Annotated in this window: 1 protein-coding gene; it reads left to right on the forward strand. The window is 70.4% G+C overall.

Features of this window, described 5'->3' with window-relative positions:
* Positions 1 to 47 precede the first annotated feature (47 nt).
* A partial coding sequence (locus AC31A1_RS51015; RefSeq protein ID WP_489659848.1) for an OTU domain-containing protein occupies positions 48 to 1,700 on the forward strand: 1,653 nt, incomplete at its 3' end.

The raw sequence follows: 1,700 nt of genomic DNA on the forward strand, positions 1-1,700 counted from the left end.
CCCCCCAGCCCGCCGCCTTCCAAGTGCGGGCCCCGCGAGGCAACTTGGTGCCGACCCGCGGTGACGGCCGATGCATCCTCTACACGTTCATCGGCACCGACCCGGCACGGGTCCGCGACCGGTTGCCCGACCTGCGGACCCGGGCTCCGGAGACCTACGCCTGGCTGGGCGACCCGAATCAAGTCCGTGCCGGGCTGGCCCAGTTCACCCGATGGCGGCCGGGCACCCCGATGCCCCGGGCCGGCCGGCACCTGATGCTCGCGGCCGACCAGCTGCGCATCCTGGCCGAGGACCGACTGCTCACCGCGCGCAGCGACCGCCCGCTGCCGCACGAGGTGGTGGGCCAGGTACGGCAGACGCTCGCGGGATGGTTCGACCGGCGCACGGCGACCATGGACCGGCCCGAACTCCTGGCGACACTCGACGAGTACGGCATCACAGGGGTGACAGAGCCGGACCAGTTGGAGCGGGACGATCTCGACACGCTCTACATCGAGGCGCTCACCGGTGACAACGCGATCGGCCCGGCGGATCCCAGCGTCCGAGACATGTTCGCGTACCTGCGCGACACCGGCCGGCTGCCCACGCTGGACCGCCTCTCCGACGATCAGCTCCGCAGGCTGCTCGGGTACGGATACACCGTCAGCGACGCACAGTTCACCGACGCCGAACTGGCCCACGCGCTCGACGCCGTCCAGAACTGGTCCAAGGCGTACGAGAGCAACCAGGGCGAGTTGTTCCTCCCGCTGCTGGCGGACACCCTGGACGTGGCCGTCGAGGTACTGCGGCCGGACCCGTCGACCGGCCTCGGCACCGTCACCCGCGTCGGCTCACCCACGGCCACCCGGGTCCTGGAGGTCCACTACACGGGCCTGAACCACTACAACGCCACCGACGCCGGACCCCTCACCGTCGACCCGACCACCATCACCCCGGCGCCGGCACCCAGAGGCCCCGGGGACGCCAACAGCGTTCAGCCGAACGGCCGTTACCGTCCCGCGCCGACCCGTGACGCCGACGACGAGCGGACCGCGTCCCGTGTCGCCGACCCGGCTCAGAAGGACACGTGGCACGGCCTGCGTCCGCACGCCCGTCCCGCCGTTCACAGCACGGAGCGGTTCGATCCGCACGCGGACCAGTCCAACTCGCCCCGGCCGGGGGTTCTCAGCGGTGCCACGACGCTCGTCCGGGCCACCATCCGTCGTATCCAGGCGCCCAACGGCCAGTGGATACGGGACTACACCCTCAACCTCCCGGTCACCACGACGAACCCGGCCCTCACCCAGCAGCTCAACGACCGCATCACGCGCCTTCTGGACGCGCATCTCAACTCCGGCCTGGCGCTGCCCAGTTCGGGCGACCAGCTGCACATCAACCTGAACTTGATCGCCGACCCCGATCACCCCGAGACGATCACTCTCACCGACTCCGCGGACCCGGCCCGCGCCGACCAACTCCACCTGGACGCCAACCACTCGGACGAGGACCTGCTCCATGAGGTCCTGCACTATCTGGGCCTCCCGGACGAACAGCGCGACAACGACTTCCTGTTGCGCAACCACCCGAACAGCACGACCGTCCACGCCACCGGCGTCATGGCCACCACCCAGACGCCCGTGCACATCCCCCGCCGCTACCTCCGCACCATCGAGAACGTCACCGCGGCCGGCCCCCAACTCCATGACCACGCAGGCCAGAAC

The sequence above is a fragment of the Streptomyces sp. P5F9 genome, from assembly GCF_057961495.1.